Source organism: Mariluticola halotolerans, from assembly GCF_021611515.1.
Lineage (GTDB): Bacteria > Pseudomonadota > Alphaproteobacteria > Rhizobiales > Devosiaceae > Mariluticola > Mariluticola halotolerans.
On the sequence record NZ_CP090960.1, the window covers coordinates 3,264,375 to 3,281,314 of the forward strand.

At 60.8% G+C, this 16,940-nt stretch carries 10 protein-coding genes; all 10 read left to right on the plus strand.

The window, feature by feature from the left end; translation table 11 throughout:
* Window positions 1–12 precede the first annotated feature (12 nt).
* The 10 genes from L1P08_RS15595 to L1P08_RS15640 all read left to right on the plus strand — a co-directional run bounded on the left by L1P08_RS15595 (window position 13) and on the right by L1P08_RS15640 (window position 16,940).
* On the plus strand, window positions 13–1,230 hold the full coding sequence (locus L1P08_RS15595; RefSeq protein ID WP_303617909.1) for a CmpA/NrtA family ABC transporter substrate-binding protein: 1,218 nt from the start codon (window positions 13–15) through the stop codon (window positions 1,228–1,230).
* Between the two features lie 311 nt (window positions 1,231–1,541).
* A complete protein-coding gene (locus tag L1P08_RS15600) occupies window positions 1,542–2,954 on the plus strand; it encodes a CmpA/NrtA family ABC transporter substrate-binding protein (RefSeq protein ID WP_303617910.1) in 1,413 nt (470 codons plus the stop codon).
* 71 nt (window positions 2,955–3,025) lie between these two features.
* Window positions 3,026–4,111 (plus strand): ABC transporter permease, encoded by a 1,086-nt coding sequence (locus L1P08_RS15605; RefSeq protein WP_303617911.1) that lies wholly within the window; start codon window positions 3,026–3,028, stop codon window positions 4,109–4,111.
* A 9-nt stretch (window positions 4,112–4,120) separates the two neighbouring features.
* Entirely contained in the window at window positions 4,121–5,863 is a 1,743-nt protein-coding gene (locus tag L1P08_RS15610) for an ABC transporter ATP-binding protein (protein ID WP_303617912.1), read from the plus strand.
* Between the two features lie 9 nt (window positions 5,864–5,872).
* The gene (gene nirB / locus L1P08_RS15615) at window positions 5,873–8,320 is read left to right on the plus strand and encodes a nitrite reductase large subunit NirB (protein WP_303617913.1); all 2,448 of its coding nucleotides are present in this window, start codon (window positions 5,873–5,875) and stop codon (window positions 8,318–8,320) included.
* Window positions 8,321–8,322: 2 nt separating this feature from the next.
* Window positions 8,323–8,658, plus strand: a complete 336-nt coding sequence (gene nirD / locus L1P08_RS15620) for a nitrite reductase small subunit NirD (protein ID WP_303617914.1) — start codon at window positions 8,323–8,325, stop codon at window positions 8,656–8,658.
* Between the two features lie 5 nt (window positions 8,659–8,663).
* On the plus strand, window positions 8,664–11,321 hold the full coding sequence (locus tag L1P08_RS15625; protein WP_303617915.1) for a nitrate reductase: 2,658 nt from the start codon (window positions 8,664–8,666) through the stop codon (window positions 11,319–11,321).
* Window positions 11,322–11,334: 13 nt separating this feature from the next.
* Window positions 11,335–12,753 carry a siroheme synthase CysG gene (gene cysG, locus L1P08_RS15630; RefSeq protein ID WP_303617916.1) on the plus strand — a complete coding sequence of 473 codons (1,419 nt, stop codon included), beginning with the start codon at window positions 11,335–11,337 and terminating at the stop codon, window positions 12,751–12,753.
* 164 nt (window positions 12,754–12,917) lie between these two features.
* Complete coding sequence (locus L1P08_RS15635) at window positions 12,918–14,777, plus strand: feruloyl-CoA synthase (RefSeq protein ID WP_303617917.1); 1,860 nt, start codon at window positions 12,918–12,920, stop codon at window positions 14,775–14,777.
* A gap of 153 nt (window positions 14,778–14,930) precedes the next feature.
* Window positions 14,931–16,940: an aldo/keto reductase gene (locus L1P08_RS15640; RefSeq protein WP_303617918.1), complete on the plus strand. Its 2,010-nt coding sequence runs from the start codon at window positions 14,931–14,933 to the stop codon at window positions 16,938–16,940.

The window sequence follows — 16,940 nt, forward strand, 5'->3', positions numbered from 1 at the left end:
AGTGCGCGCCCAATGACCAGTCTGTTTGAGATCAATGCCGGGTTTTTGCCGCTGCTGGACAGCGCGCTGCTGGTGGTGGCGGAAGCGCGCGGGTTTGCGGCGGAAGAGGGGCTGAAACTCAATCTGGTCAAGCAAAGCTCGTGGGCGAATATCCGTGACCGGCTGGCGGTGGGGCATTTTGATGTGGCGCATATGCTGGCACCAATGCCGATTGCCTCCTCGCTGGGGCTGAACCCGCTCAATGTGCCGACGATTGCGCCGATGGCGCTGGGGCTGGGCGGGAATTCGGTGACGGTCAGTCCCGCGCTTTGGGATTTGCTGGTGGCAGCGGGCGCGCCCAGTGATTTGTCGGCGCGGGCCGTGGGGGCGGCGTTAAAACAGGTCGTTGCGGCGCGGGCCGGGGGCGAAAAGCTGCGCTTTGGCGTGGTGCACCCCCATTCAGGGCATAATTACGAATTGCGCTATTGGCTGGCGGCTTCAGGCATTCACCCCGATCGGGATATCGAGATTGTCATCGTGCCGCCGCCCCTGCTGCCCGACGCCCTGGCGCGCGGGGCGATTGACGGGTTTTGCGTTGGTGCGCCGTGGAATTCGGTGGCGGTGGCGCGCGGGGTGGGGCGGATTGCGACGGTTAAAGCTGCAATCTGGCGCTCGAGCCCGGAAAAGGTTTTGGGGCTGACCTCGGAATGGGCACGGCGGGAGCCAGAGGCGCTGGCCGCCTTGATCCGGGCGGTCTACCGGGCCTCGATCTGGTGCGGGGACCGGCAAAATCTCGATGAGGTGGCGCAGATATTGGCGGCACCCGACTATCTCGATCAGCCGGCCGATATTTTGATGCACGGGCTTTCGGGGCAGCTGATGCTGGCGCGGGGCGAGATGGCAGGCGTGGATGATTTTTTCATTCCCCATGCGCGGGCGGCAACCTTTCCCTGGCAAAGCCATGCGCTGTGGTTTTATTCGCAAATGGTGCGCTGGGGGCAATTGGGGCATACGGCGGAAAATGCGCGGATTGCGGCGGAATGTTACCGGCCCGATCTTTATCGCGCGGCGTTGTCGCCGCTCGGGGTGCCGGTGCCGGCGGCCAATGCCAAGGTTGAGGGGGCGCTTGGTGAGTCGACGCCCGTTGGCGTGACCAAGGGCATGCTTAGTCTGGGGCCAGACGGGTTTTTTGATGGTCAGGTTTTTGATCCGGATGACCTTGATCGCTACATTATTGCGCAAAAGCTGTAGCATTGTGCTTAAATAATAAGCAGATTACAAAAATGATTAAATGATGCACAATTATGCGTTGCGCGGGGCTGAGATTCTCGCTATAGCCAAAACCAACGATACCGCTTTCAGGATCTGAAAACCGGTATCAGGCGTGAAAACGTCAAGAATTGCGTCCAGCGCTGGGCGCCCATTACGGCAAAGCTGCCAACAGGAGGAGTGAAGGGCCCACAGGCCGCTGACTCTTCTCCGGTTGGCGGCTTTTTTGTTTTTGGGCGCGAGGGGCAGCGGATGGTGCATTCCGTCAACCAGGTCGAATGGAGAGACCCTAGATGACCCGATTTGCCGCCACTACCCGACCTCTGCGCAAGGCCGCTGCAGCGCTTGTGCTCTCAAGCGTTTTTCTTTCGGTGGGCACAGTGTTTGCCCAGGCCGAAATGCTCGACGTTGAAAAGGACGAGCTGAAGTTCGGCTTTATCAAGCTGACCGACATGGCCCCGCTCGCGATTGCCTATGAGAAAGGCTATTTCGAGGATGAGGGGCTTTATGTGACCCTTGAGCCGCAGGCGAACTGGAAGGTGTTGCTTGATGGTGTGATCACCGGCCAGCTTGATGGCGCGCATATGCTGGCAGGCCAGCCGCTGGCCGCAACCATTGGTTATGGCACCAAGGCGCATATCATCACCCCGTTCTCGATGGATCTGAACGGCAATGGCATTACCGTCTCCAACGAAATCTGGGAGATGATGAAGCCGAATGTGCCGATAGGCGAGGATGGCAAGCCGGTGCATCCAATCAGCGCTGCGGCCTTGAAGCCGGTGGTCGAGACGATGCGCAATGAGGGCAAGCCCTTCAATATGGGCATGGTGTTTCCGGTCTCCACCCATAACTACGAACTGCGCTACTGGCTGGCAGCGGGCGGCATCAATCCCGGGCTTTATTCGAATGAAGACACATCGGGCCAGATTGGCGCCGAGGCGTTTTTGTCGGTGACGCCGCCGCCGCAAATGCCCGCAACGCTGGAGGCGGGCACGATCCACGGATATTGCGTTGGCGAGCCGTGGAACCAGGCCGCCGTGTTCAAGGGGATCGGTGTGCCGGTGGTGACCGATTATGAAATCTGGAAGAACAATCCGGAAAAAGTGTTCGGCATTACCGCTGAGTTTGCCGAAGAATATCCCAATACGACGCTGGCGCTGACCAAGGCGCTGATCCGGGCGGCCAAATGGCTGGACGAGAACGACAATGCCAATCGTCCTGAGGCGGTGGAGATCCTGTCGCAATCCGAATATGTCGGCGCCGATGCCGAGGTGATCGCCAATTCGATGACCGGCACATTTGAATATGAAAAGGGCGACAAGCGTGACGTGCCCGATTTCAACGTGTTCTACCGCTATTTTGCGACCTATCCCTATTATTCGGACGCCGTTTGGTACCTGACGCAGATGCGCCGCTGGGGCCAGATTGCCGAGCAGCAACCCGACAGCTGGTATGACGAGGTGGCCAAGTCGGTCTATCGCCCGGATATCTACTTGCAGGCTGCCAGAATGCTGGTGGACGAGGGCATGGTGGCTGAGGCGGATTTCCCCTGGGATACAGATGGCTATCGCGATCCGACGCCTGCGGCCGACATTATCGATGGTATCGCCTATGACGGGCGCACCCCCAATGCCTATATCGACAGCCTGACGATTGGCCTCAAGACCGGTCAGACCGTCACCGGCTCGGCCGTGGTTTCCAACTAGATTTTTGCAACTTCAAGCGGTCGCGCCCGGCGCGGCCGCCTCTCTTACATGCGGATCAAGGATCTCAGGACATGAGCACAGCATCTGAAGTTTCCACCGGTATCGACAATGGCAAGGCCCGGCGCCGCGAAAAGCTGTTTGCGCTGATCAACAAGGCTGCGGCCTGGCTGAATGCATTGGGGTTCGGCTGGCTGACGCCACTGCTCAAAATCGCCGCCGGTGACAATCCGCGCGAGCAGATGGGGGAATTGCGCGATGTGCTGGTTATCCCGCTGATCGGCATTTTCGCCTTTGTGCTGGCCTGGGGCGCTTTGGCGCCGCAAGTGCAGACCTCGCTGGGGGCTATTCCCGGCCCGGCGGAAGTCTGGGTGCAAACGACAAATCTCTGGGATGATCATTTCAAGGAACGCGAAAAGGCGGCTGCCTTTTATGAACGGCAGGATGTGCGCAATGCCAAGCTGATTGCCGATGGGCAAGCCGACAAGGTGAAGGACCGCGCCTATACCGGCAAGCCGACCTATTTCGACCAGATTCTGACCTCGCTGAAAACCGTGGGGCTTGGTTTCGCCATTGCGACGATTATTGCGGTGCCTTTGGGGATTGCATCGGGGCTGAGCCGGGCCTTTAACGGCGCGCTCAATCCGCTGGTGCAATTGTTCAAGCCGGTCTCGCCTTTGGCCTGGCTGCCGATTGTCACCATGATCGTTTCCGCCACTTATGTGGATGCGAGCGACGCCTTTCCCAAGGCGCTGGTGATTTCGGCGGTGACGGTGACGCTTTGTTCGCTCTGGCCGACCCTTATCAACACAGCGCTTGGCGTTGCCTCGATCGACAAGGACCTGATCAATGTCGGCAAGGTGCTGCAATTATCGACCTTCACGACCATTCGCCAATTGGTGCTGCCCTCGGCGCTGCCACTGATCTTTACCGGTTTGCGCCTGTCGCTTGGTGTGGGCTGGATGGTGCTGATCGCGGCGGAAATGCTGGCGCAAAACCCCGGGCTTGGCAAATTCGTCTGGGATGAATTCCAGAACGGCTCCTCGGATTCGCTGGCGCGCATCATCGTTGCGGTTTTGACTATCGGCATTATCGGCTTCCTGCTCGATCGGGTGATGTTCGCCCTGCAGACCGCCTTCACCTATTCCACGAACCGCTAGGAGGGAGGGATGGCCAACATTCTTGAACTCTCCAATATCTGCAAAAGCTATGGCGAAGGCGCGCGCCGGAGCGAGGTGCTGGACGATGTAAACCTCAGCGTTCAAGAGGGCGAGTTTGTCGCCATTCTGGGGTTTTCCGGTTCGGGCAAAACGACGCTGATTTCGCTGATGGCCGGGCTGATCCAGCCCGAGCGCGGCGGGGTGATGTTTCGGGGCAAGGAGATTGCCGGGCCGGGGCCCGAGCGCGGGGTGGTGTTTCAATCCTATTCGCTGATGCCTTGGCTGACGGTGGCCGGCAATGTTTCGCTGGCGGTCAATGCCGTGCACAAAAACAAGAGCGGCAAGGAACGGGCGGAAATCGTTGCCCGCTATATTGAAATGGTCGGGCTGGGGCACGCCCGCGACCGGCATCCTGCCGAGCTTTCAGGCGGCATGCGACAGCGGGTGGCGGTGGCGCGGGCTTTGGCGATGCAGCCGGAAATATTGCTGCTGGACGAGCCGCTTTCCGCGCTGGATGCGCTGACGCGGGCCAAGCTGCAGGACGAATTTGCGGCGATCTCCGAGGCCGAGAAAAAGACCATTGTGCTCATCACCAATGATGTGGATGAGGCGATCCTTCTGGCGGACCGGGTGATCCCGCTCAATCCGGGGCCGAAGGCGACACTGGGGCCCAGTTTTGCTGTCGATATTGCCCGGCCGCGCGATCGGGCGGAAATGAATTCAAATGATGATTTCATCCGGCTGCGCCGCGAGATTACCGAATATTTAATGGAAGTGGGCGCGGCGCGCGATGTGGCTTCAACCCGCGATATCATTTTGCCGAATGTGGTGCCGATTACCCAGGCCCCGGCAAGTGATCTGCCGGCCGCTTATGCGGATGCGGCGGCGTCGCCGCAATCGGAGCGCTATGTTGAATTTTCCGATGTGACCAAGATTTATCCGACCCCGAAGGGGCCGCTGACTGTGGTCGACAAGTTCGATTTCAAGATGAAAAAGGGCGAGTTCGTGACCCTGATCGGCCATTCGGGCTGTGGCAAGTCGACGGTATTGTCGATGGTGGCGGGGCTGAACAAGATTTCCGGCGGCGGGATTATTCTCGATGGCAAGGAAATCGCCAAGGCCGGGCCGGACCGGGCGGTGGTGTTTCAGGCCCCCTCGCTAATGCCCTGGCTGACGGCGCGCGAGAATGTGGCGCTGGGTGTGGACCGGGTTTATCCCAAGGCGAGCGCTGCCGAGCGCCGCGATGTGGTGGAATATTACCTTAATCGCGTGGGGCTGGGGGACAGCATGCACAAGCTGGCGGCTGACCTCTCCAATGGCATGAAACAGCGGGTGGGAATTGCCCGCGCCTTTGCCCTGTCGCCGAAACTGCTGCTGCTCGATGAGCCGTTTGGCATGCTCGACAGCCTGACGCGCTGGGAATTGCAGGATGTCTTGATGGAGGTCTGGGCCAAGACCAAGGTGACCGCCATTTGCGTGACCCATGATGTGGATGAAGCCATTTTGCTGGCTGACCGGGTGGTGATGATGTCGAACGGGCCCAATGCCCGGATCGGCAATGTCATGGAGGTTGATCTGCCACGGCCCCGGTCGCGCAAGGCGCTGTTGGCGCACAAGGATTACTACGCCTATCGCGAGGAGCTTTCGGACTTTCTCGAGGCCTATGAGGGCGGCGCTGATCCCGACCCTGAAACCCTGCAACATATCCGCGAAAAGCGTGCCCGCCGCACGCTTGCGACAGCGGCTGAATAGGAGGCGCAAATGGCACAAAAACTTGTTGTCATCGGCAATGGCATGGCCCCCGGGCGCGCGCTTGAAAAACTGTTTGAGACGGCCCCCGGCCGGTATGACGTTACCATTTTCAATGCCGAAAGCCGGGTGAATTACGACCGCATCATGCTGTCGCCGGTGCTGTCGGGGGAGAAGGCGTTCGAGGATATCATCATCCACGGGGATGGCTGGTATATCGAGCATAACGTGATGCTCTACAAAGGGCACAAGGTTGTCGCCATTGACCGGGAAGCCAGAACGGTGACCTCCGAGCATGGCGAAGTGGCCCCTTACGACAAGCTGCTGATTGCGACGGGTTCGGTGCCATTCATCATTCCGGTGCCCGGCCATGATCTGCCCGGCGTCTTGAGCTATCGCGATCTCGATGATGTGCATGCGATGATGCTGGCGGCGAAATCGCGCGGGCATGCGGTGGTGATCGGTGGCGGCCTGCTGGGGCTGGAGGCCGCAGCGGGGCTGACGGCACAGGGGATGACGGTGACGGTTATTCACCTGATGCCCTCGCTGATGGAACGCCAGCTTGATCCGGCGGCGGGCTATCTGCTGGAAAAAGAGCTGCAGCGGCGCGGCATCAACGTGATCACCAAGGCCAATACCAAACAGATCACCGGCACGAACCGGGTGGAGGCGGTGCATCTGGAAGACGGCACCATTATTCCAGCCGATCTGGTGGTGATGGCGGTCGGTATCCGCCCCAATGCGGCGCTGGCGAAAGAGGCCGGGCTGGCGGTTAATCGCGGCATTGTCGTCAATGACCAGATGCAGACCTCGGACCCGGATATCTATTCGGTGGGGGAATGCGCGGAGGCTGGCGGCATGTGCTACGGGCTGGTCGCGCCTTTGTATCAGCAGGCCGGGATTGCTGCGGCGCATTTGTGCGGGGATACGGAAGCCGCGTTCAAGCCGCAGTTTACCGCGACCCGGCTGAAGGTGACCGGGATTGATCTTTATTCCGCCGGGGATTTTGGCGAGGGCGATGACCGCGAGGAAATCGTGCTGCGCGATGCGGCGGCGGGTGTCTACAAGCGGCTGGTCTTGCAGGACAACAAGATTATCGGCGCGGTCATGTATGGGGAGACCGGCGACGGGCCGTGGTTCTTCGACATGCTCAAGAATGGCACCGATATTTCGGAGATGCGCGAGACCCTGATTTTTGGCCAGGCCTATCAGGGAGGGTCCCCGCTGGACCCTATGGCGGCCGTTGCAGCCTTGCCGGATGAGGCAGAGATCTGTGGGTGCAACGGCGTATGCAAATCGAAGATCACCACGGCCATTTCGGCCAAGGGGCTGACCACGCTTGATGATGTGCGCGCCCATACCAAGGCCTCGGCCTCGTGCGGGTCGTGCACCAATCTGGTGGAGCAGCTTTTGGCGCTGACCCTTGGGGGGAGTTATAATCCGTCGGCGATCACCCCGATGTGCAAATGCACCGATATGGGCCATGCCGATGTGCGCCAGTTGATCCGCGCCAAGGGGCTGAAATCCATTCCCGCGGTGATGCAGGAACTGGAATGGAAGACCTCGTGCGGCTGCGCCAAGTGCCGGCCGGCGCTCAACTATTATCTCGTGGCGGACTGGCCCGGCGAATATGAGGACGACAACCAGTCGCGCTTCATCAATGAGCGGGTGCACGCCAATATTCAAAAGGATGGCACCTATTCGGTGGTGCCGCGCATGTTTGGCGGCATCACGACGCCGAATGAACTGCGCGCGATTGCCGATGTGGCCGACAAGTTTGCCATTCCAACCGTCAAGGTGACCGGCGGGCAGCGCATTGATTTGCTGGGCGTGAAAAAGGAAGACCTGCTCGGGGTCTGGGCTGATCTCAATGCCGCCGGGATGGTGTCGGGGGCGGCCTATGCCAAGGGCTTGCGCACGGTAAAGACCTGTGTGGGGTCTGACTGGTGCCGGTTTGGCACCCAGGATTCAACCGGGCTTGGCATCAAGATCGAGAAATTCATGTGGGGGGCGTGGACGCCGGCCAAGGTGAAAATGGCGGTGTCCGGCTGTCCGCGCAATTGCTCGGAAGCCACGTGCAAGGATGTGGGCGTGATCTGCGTCGATAGCGGTTACGACATCGTGTTTGCCGGGGCGGCGGGGCTCGACATCAAGGGCACCGAGCCGCTGTGCCATGCGGATAGTGAGGAAGAGACGCTCGAGATCATCGTGGCGCTGGTGCAGCTTTATCGTGAGCAGGGGCATTATCTCGAACGCATTTACAAATGGCTGAAGCGCGTGGGGATGGAGTCCATCCAGGCGGCTGTGGTCGCTGATCGCGACAAGCGGCGGCGGCTTTATGAGCGGTTTGTGTTCAGCCAGACATTTGCCCAGGTCGATCCGTGGGAAGAGCGGGTCAATGGCAAGGACGCGCATGAATTTGCGGCTATGGCCGATCTCAACATGGTGGCGGCGGAGTGAGCATGATGGCTGACTGGATTGATATTGGCAGTGTGACGGACATTCCCCGGCGGGGCGCGCGCTGCGTCAACACGCCGATGGGCAAGATTGCGGTGTTCCGCACCCAGGAAGACCAGGTTTTTGCGATTGAAGACCAATGCCCGCACAAGGGCGGGCCGCTGAGCCAGGGCATTGTGCATGGGGCGGCGGTGACCTGTCCGTTGCATAATTGGGTGATTTCGCTGGAGACCGGCGCAGCGCAGGGAGCGGACGAGGGCCGTGTGTTGACCATCCCCGTGCGCGTTGAGGACGGGCGGATATTGATGGCCCGCGATGCCGTTGCGGTTGCGGCGGAGTAGGGCGCATGAACGCGCAAGCCCCCCGGACCGTTAAAACCACCTGCCCCTATTGCGGGGTTGGGTGCGGGGTGCTGGCGAGCAGGCAGACCGATGGGTCGGTGACGATCAAAGGGGACCCGGAGCATCCGGCCAATTTCGGGCGGCTGTGTTCGAAAGGTTCGGCGCTGGGGGAGACGCTGTCGCTTGAGGGGCGGCTGCTTTATCCGCAAATCGGCGGGGTGCGGGCGAGCTGGGAGGATGCGCTTGATCTGGTGGCGACAAAATTTGGTGCGGTGATTGCCGAGCACGGGCCGGATGCGGTGGCGATTTATGGTTCGGGGCAATTGCTGACCGAGGATTATTACGTCGCCAACAAGCTGATGAAGGGGTTTCTCGGCTCGGGCAATATGGACACCAATTCGCGCCTCTGCATGGCCTCCTCGGTGGCCGGGCACAAGCGGGCGTTTGGCTCGGACACGGTGCCGGGCTGTTATGAAGATCTCGAGCTGGCGGATCTGGTGGTGCTGGTGGGGTCCAATCTCGCCTGGTGCCATCCGGTGATTTATCAGCGCATTGCTGCTGCCAAGCTGGCGCGGCCGGAAATGAAAGTGGTGCTGATCGATCCGCGCCGGACGATGAGCGCTGATCTCGCTGACCTGCATTTGCCGATTGCCGCTGATGGGGATGTGGCGCTGTTTACCGGGCTGCTGGCGGCGCTGGCAACAGCGGGGAAAGTCGATGCCGACTATGTAGCGCGGCACACAAACGGCTTTGTTGAGGCGCTGGAAATTGCCGAGGGCTGGACGCTGGAGCGGGTGGCTGCGGCGACCGGATTGGCGGCTTCGGATGTGCAGGCATTTTATGATTTGTTCCTGGCCAATGAGAAGGTGGTGACGGTTTATTCGCAAGGGGTGAATCAGTCGGCGACCGGCACGGACAAGGTCAACGCGATCATTAATTGTCACCTCGCGACCGGGCGGATCGGGCGCGCGGGAATGGGGCCGTTTTCGGTCACCGGGCAGCCCAATGCGATGGGCGGGCGCGAGGTTGGCGGGCTGGCAAATATGCTGGCGGCACATATGGATTTTGGCGATGCAGCAGCGCGGGACCGGGTGGCGCGGTTCTGGCAGGCACCGCGTTTGGCCGATAAGCCGGGGCTGAAAGCGGTCGAGCTTTTTGAGGCGATTGAGGCCGGGCGGATCAAGGCGGTCTGGATCATGGCGACCAATCCGGTTGATTCACTTCCTGAAGCAGATCGTGCCCGCAAGGCGCTGAAATCATGCGATTTTGTTGTCGTTTCTGATATTTCGATTCAAACCGATACCGGGGCTTGCGCCGATGTGCTTCTGCCCGCTGCGGGGTGGGGCGAGAAGGACGGGACGGTGACCAATTCGGAGCGGCGGATTTCGCGGCAGCGCGCTTATCTCGATCTGCCGGGGGCGGCAAAACCCGATTGGTGGATCACTTGCGAAGTGGCAAAGCGGATGGGGTTTGGCGCGGGTTTCGGGTTTGAAAATCCGGCTGAAATCTTTGCCGAGCATGCGGCACTATCGGCGTTTGAAAATGAGGGCAGCCGCGATTTTGATCTCTCTGGACTGACCGGTTTGAGTGCTGCGGATTATGAGGCGCTGGTGCCGGTGCAGTGGCCGGTGGGGGACGTGCCGGCCAAGCGGATGTTTGGGGGCGGGCAGTTTTATACCCCCGATGGCAAGGCGCGGTTTGTGGCGGTTACGCCGCCCGAACCAAGGCGGCCGAAGCCGGGGCATTTCATTCTCAATACGGGCCGTGTGCGCGACCATTGGCACACGATGACGCGGACGGGGAAGGCCGCGCGGCTATCGGCGCATATGGCGGAACCGTTCGCCGAATTGCATCCCGATGACGCTGCGCGGCTGAAGGTTGCGCCGGCGGGGCTGGTGCGGCTGGAAAATGACCTTGGTGCGGTGCTGGTGCGGGCGCTGGTGACTGACCGGCAGCAGCGCGGGCATGTGTTTGTGCCCATGCACTGGACCGACCAGTTTGCCGCCAATGCGCGGGTGGATGCGCTGGTGACGGCGCGGACTGATCCGCATTCGGGCCAGCCGGCGCTGAAAATGGCCGAGGTGCGCGTGCGGGCGGTGAAGCCGGCCTGGTATGGCTTTGCCATTGCCCGGCAGCGGCCAGAACTTTCCGGCCTTGATTACTGGGCGCTGGCTGAGGCGCATGGCGGGGTGCGGCTGGAACTGACGGGGATGGACGATCCCGGGGACTGGGAAGCTTTTGTGCGGCAAGTGTTTGATATTGCTGACGATGCGGCGTTGTTGTCGGTGCATGACAGCCGGTCGGGCCGACATAATTTCGCGCTGTTTGAAAATGGCGAAGTGGTGTTTGCGCTGTTTGTCTCGCCCGAGCCGGTGGCCGTGTCGCGGCAATGGGCGGTCAGCCAGTTTGCCGAGGATCATCCGCCGGCGACGCGTGCGGCGATCCTTGCCGGACGGCCCGGGGCGGACATGCCTGATGTCGGGGCGATTGTTTGTTCGTGTTTTTCGGTGGGGGTGAATTCGATAGCGGCGGCGGTGACGGAGGGCGGTTGCCTTAGCGTCGAACAGGTGGGTGCTGCGCTGAAAGCGGGCACGAATTGCGGCTCTTGCCGGTCAGAAATCAAGGGGATTATCGATGCGCATCGTCTCGAAGCCGCTGAATAGAAATGCTCAACGCATGGCCCCACTGGCCGTGTTGCCTGTGTTTTTTTCTCTTGTTGATCAACGGGTTATTGTTGCGGGTGGGTCAGAGGCGGCGGCGTGGAAGGCCGAGCTTTTGGCCGCTGCCGGGGCGAAAGTAGAGATTTACGTTACAAAGGCTGACATTTCGGAAGAAATGGCGACGCTTTTAAGCGCCGGGGCGTCGGCGGGGGAGTTGCGGGTGATCGAGGCCGATTGGCGGCTGGCGGGGTTTGCCGGGGCGGCTTTGGCGGTGGGGGATCTTGATGAGGACGAGGCGCCGGAATTTGTGGCGCTGGCCCGCGCATCAGGAGTGCCGGTCAATGTGATCGACAAGCCGGCATTCTGTCAGTTTCAGTTTGGCTCGATCGTCAATCGTTCACCGGTTGTGGTGAGCATTTCCACCGATGGGGCGGCACCGATTTTGGGGCAGGCGGTGCGGCGGCGGATTGAAATGCTGTTGCCGGACCTGCTGGGGGCCTGGGGCGCGGCGGCGCGAGCGGTGCGGGCGCAAGTGATGGAGCGGCTTGAAGCCGGACCGGCGCGGCGCGCCTTTTGGGAGCGGTTTGTGGATTTGGCCTTTAGTGGGAATGCACCTGCCGCCGATGATGCGGCCGGGCTGGTGGAGGCGATTGCTGCGGGACCGGAACGTGATAGCGGGCGGGTGACGCTGGTGGGCGCGGGGCCCGGTGAGGCGGAGCTGCTGACCGTCAAGGCGGTGCGGGCGCTGCAGGCGGCGGATGTGATCCTGTTTGACGATCTGGTGTCGGACGAGGTGCTGGAACTGGCGCGGCGCGAGGCAAGGCGGCTGTGCGTTGGCAAGCGCGGCGGGCGCGAAAGCTGCCGCCAGGAAGATATCAATGCGATGATGCTGAAGCTGGCAGGTCAGGGCAAGCATGTGGTGCGGCTCAAATCCGGCGATCCGATGATTTTTGGCCGGGCGGGCGAGGAGATTGCCATGCTGGAGGCCGCAAATATTCCGGTGAGCGTGGTGCCGGGGATCAGCGCCGGGCTGGCGCTGGCAGCACGGCTTGGCGTGTCGCTGACCCATCGCGATTTTGCCCAGTCGGTGCGGTTTGTCACCGGGCATTCGCGCATGGGCAAATTGCCCGGCAATCTCGACTGGGGCCAATTGGCCGATCCGGCCTGCACCAATGTGTTTTACATGTGCCGCCGGACACTGGGCGAGATGGTGGAACGGCTGTTGGCCGAGGGCATGTCGGCTGCAACCCCCTGCATTATCGCCGCCTCGATTGCGCGCAAGGATGAGCAAATCTGGCGCGGGACGCTTGGCGGTGTGGCGGAGGGGGCGGCGCAATTCGGCTATGACGCGCCGACGCTGTTTGCGCTTGGCAATGCGCTGGGTGTGGGGCAGACGATGGCGGCGGATGCGCCGAGGGAGAGCTTGCGGGCCTAGTTTTCTTATTTTTCTGCAATACCTTAGAGGTGAGTTTGGCTCAATGTCTTGCGCCGGAGGGTTGGGGTTTTCCCGCCCGGAGACGCGCTTGTGAATCTCCTTGTCAAACGGTCTGGATTTTTTAGATTGTAATAGTATATAACAATTTCAGGAGGATCCTGGATATGTCTAAACTCGCCCCCAGCGCCATTGCCGCCGCCCCTTTGCGTGAAGCCCGTTATTGGGTGCCGCAGCTTGAAATTCGGCAAGCGGAAGATGGTACGGTTTATTTGCGCCAGACGGAGCCGCTGGATGATTATCCGGTCCGGTTTGCCGAGCGGCTGGTGCATTGGGCCGAAACCACGCCGGACCAGCTTTATCTGGCGGACCGGGGCGCGGACGGCGAATGGCGCAAGCTGACTTATGGTCAGGCGCTGGAGAATGCGCGGCGGCTGGGCACGGCCTTGCTCGACCACGGGCTTTCCGCCGAGCATCCGCTGTTGATCCTTTCGGGCAATGATCTGGAGCATGCGCAACTGGCTCTGGCCTGTTATTATGCCGGTATTCCCTATGCGCCGCTGTCACCTGCCTATTCGCTGGTTTCCAAGGATTATGGCAAGCTGCGCGATATCATGACGCTGCTGGAGCCGGGGCTGGTTTTTGCCGCCGACGGGACCCAGTTTGGCAAGGCTATCGATGCGGTTGTGCCAGCGGGCACGCCGGTTGTGGTGAGCCGCAATCCGGCGCGGGACAATACGGTCCTGTTCGACGAGATGGTGCAGACCGAGGCGACGGATGCGGTGGACACAGCGTTTGCCGCTATTGGTCCGGATACGATTGCCAAATTCCTTTTTACCTCGGGTTCGACCGGTTCGCCCAAGGCGGTGATCAATACCAATCGCATGCTGGCATCCAACCAGGCGATGGTGCTGGATTGTTACCGGTTCATGGCCGATGAGCCGCCGGTTATTCTGGACTGGTCGCCCTGGAACCACACGGCGGGCGGCAACAAGGTGTTCAACCTTGTGCTTAATAATGGCGGGACGCTTTATATTGATGATGGCAACCCCACCCCGGCGGGTGTGGCCAAGACCTTGCGCAATCTGAAAGATGTCGCCCCGACCTGGTACTTCAATGTGCCGCGCGGTTATGAGGAACTGGTGCCGGCCTTTGATGCCGACCCGGAATTGCGGGACCATTTCTTCTCGCGCGTCAAAATGCTGATGTATGCGGGTGCCGGGCTGGCACAGCACACCTATGATGCCTTGCAGCGCCATGCGGTGGAAGCCGTTGGCTCCCGGGTGCTGGTGGCGGCGGGGCTTGGCGCGACGGAAACCGCGCCCTTTGCGCTGATGTGCACCTGGGATGCGGGTGTGGCCAGCAATGTGGGCATTCCCGGGCGCGGGATTGAATTGAAGCTGGTGCCGATGGACGGCAAGCTGGAAGCGCGGCTGAAAGGCCCCAGCATTACGCCGGGTTACTGGAAAGAGCCGGAGCTGACTGCGGGGGCGTTCGACGATGAGGGCTTTTATAACCTTGGTGATGCGCTGAAATTTGTTGATCCCGAAGATCCGGCCAAGGGCTTTACCTTTGATGGCCGCACGGCGGAGAATTTCAAGCTGAGAACCGGCACCTGGGTGGGGGTTGGCGCGCTGCGGGCGGAGATGATCAACCGGTTTGACGGCTTGGTGCGCGACGCAGTGCTGACCGGGCTGAATGAGGACTTTATCGGCGCGCTTGTGCTGCCCAACTGGGCGGCGTGCCGGGCGCTGATCGGGGCATCTGATGCCATGTCGGACGCGGAAGTGGCGGCAAATGAGAAGCTGCGCGCCGTGTTCAAGGAAAAGCTGGTGGAATTTGGCAAGCACAGCACCGGCTCCTCGACGCGGGTGCGGCGGATGCTGATTCTGGACGTACCACCCTCGATCGATCTGGGCGAGGTGACCGACAAGGGATCCATCAATCAGCGGGCTGTATTGCGCCATCGGCCCGAGAAAGTGGCCGAGATTTATGCCGGCAGCCCGGCGGTGATCGACGACCGCTAGACGCTAATACCAGTCCGGCAGTGCCGGACTGGTATTTTCCCTGTTGTATTATCGTTATCGCCTGTTGCAGCGTGAGCCAAAACAGGCATGCTGCGCCGGTCGCTTTCGGGTGACTGGCTTGTGGTATGCATTTGGCATTCGGGAGGGATTGTGATGAGCGACGGGGCAAAAATTCGTTGGGGTATTATCGGGCCGGGCGGCATTGCCAAGGCGTTTCGTGACGGGATCCGCGATTCAACCAGTGGGGAGCTGGTGGCCATTGGTACGCGCAATCCGGACAAGCCGGGGCTGCGCGATGATTTTCCGGTCGACCGGGTGCACAAGGGCTATGAGGCGCTGATCGCCGACCCAGAGGTGGACGCAATCTATATCGCGGTGCCGCATCCGGGGCACGCGGAATGGGCGATCAAATGCGCCGAGGGCGGCAAGCATGTGTTGTGTGAAAAGCCGATGGGGCTGACCGCGTTCGAGGCGGACGCGATGTTTCATGCCGCCGAGAAGGCGGGCACCTTTATGGGCGAGGCCTTTATGTACCGGCCCCACCCGCAAACGCTCAAGCTGATCGAATTGATCAAGGCGGGGGTGATTGGCGAGGTGCGCATGATCAAATCCAGCTTTGGTTTTGCGATGCCGGAATTCATGCCCGAGCACCGGCTTTATGCCAATGATCTGGCCGGGGGCGGGATTCTTGATGTGGGGTGCTATCCCGCTTCAATGGCGCGGTTGATTGCCGGTGTTGCGGCGGGCAAGGCGTTTCTGGAGCCGGTGAAGGTTTCGGGCATGGCGCATCTGGGCCAGAGCGGGGTGGACGAATGGGCCTCGGCGCTGTTGCAGTTTCCCAATGACATTATTGCGGAAATTTCCTGCTCGGTTTCGGTGCAGCAGGACAATGTGCTGCGCATTCTGGGTACCAGGGGGCGGATTGAAGTTGCCGATTTCTGGTTTGCCGGGGGCAAGGATGGCGGCACGGGGCGGATCGAGATTTTCAAATCCGATGGCGGGCATGAAGTGGTGGACGTCACTGAAAGCCGGCACCTTTATGCGTTTGAAGTGGACGCGGCAGGGGCGGCCATCCGGGCGGGCCAGAAGGAAATGGAAAGCCCCGGCATGAGCTGGGCGGACACGCTGGGCAATTTGCGCCTGCTCGATAAATGGCGGGCCGATGCCGGGCTGGTTTATGACATTGAAACCCCGGCGCGGCGGACGAAAACGCTGCGCGGTGATGTGCTGAAAGTCGGGCCGCTGCCGATGAAGAAGCGGCAGATTGCCGGGGTCAGCCAACCGACATCGCTGGCGGCGCTCGGGTTTGAGTTTTTCCCCGCATTTGCCAGTGGCGCGATCCTGCTCGACCGGTTTTTTGAGCGGGGCGGCAATCTGTTTGACACCGCCTTTATCTATGGCGGCGGCAAGACGGAGGCGATTTTTGGCGACTGGCACACGAGCCGGGGTCTCAAACGCGACGACCTGGTGGTGATTGGCAAGGGCGCGCATTCGCCGCTTTGCTATCCCGATGTGATCGCCAAACAGCTGGATGTTACGCTTGATCGCCTGAAAACAGATTATGTCGATGTCTATTTCATGCATCGCGACAATCTGGATGTGCCTGTGGGCGAATTTGTCGATGCCATGGATGCCGAGGTAAAGCGCGGGCGCATTCGCGGGCCGTTTGGCGGGTCGAACTGGACCAAGGAGCGCATGGACGAGGCAATTGCCTATGCAAAGGCCAATGGCAAGACGGCACCGGGGGCGCTATCGAACAATTTCTCGCTGGCGGAAATGATCAAGCCGATCTGGGAGGGGTGTATTGCGGCCTCTGATGACGGCTACAAGGCCTGGCTTAATGACCGGCAGATCCCCAATTTTGCCTGGTCGAGCCAGGGGCGCGGGTTCTTTACCGATGCGGCAGGGCGCGGCAAGCTGGACAATGAAGAGCTGGTGCACACCTGGTATTCGGAGCGCAATTTTGTGCGCCGGGACCGGGCGATTGAGCTGGCGGCAAAGCGGGGCTGCCAACCGATCCATATCGCGCTGGCCTATGTGCTGGCGCAGTCTTTTCCGGTTGTGCCCCTGATCGGGCCGCGCACGCTTTGGGAACTGGAAGACAGCCTGTCAGCGCTCGAGATTGAATTGTCGCGCGAAGAAGTGGTCTGGCTGGAAGCCTGA